The organism is Halomonas sp. SIMBA_159, from assembly GCF_046536035.1.
GTDB lineage: Bacteria > Pseudomonadota > Gammaproteobacteria > Pseudomonadales > Halomonadaceae > Vreelandella > Vreelandella venusta_A.
Window position 1 is genome coordinate 1 of sequence record NZ_JAWJBT010000365.1, and the last position, 279, is coordinate 279.

A 279-nucleotide genomic window follows, 5' to 3' on the forward strand; every position below is an offset into this window, starting at 1 on the left:
TTGCCGATCGCCGTGCCGATGAACAGCACCGAGCCCACCGGCGGAGTGACCAGGCCGATGCCGCCGGCCAGCACCATCACCAGCGCGAAATGGATCGGGTCCACGCCATAGGCCTTCACCACCGGCAGGAAGATCGGCGTGCAGATCAGGATCTTCGGCGCCAGGTCCAGGAACATGCCCAGCACCAGCAGGATCACCACGACCATCAGCAACACGGTGCGCTGGCTGTGGGCGAAGGACTGCAGGAACGCCACCGCCGCCGCCGGCACCTGCAGGTAG

At 66.7% G+C, this 279-nt stretch carries 1 protein-coding gene; it reads right to left on the reverse strand.

Features of this window, described 5'->3' with window-relative positions:
- On the reverse strand, positions 1 to 279 hold a 279-nt coding region (locus R0J87_RS19635), incomplete at both ends, for a TRAP transporter large permease subunit (protein ID WP_498888353.1).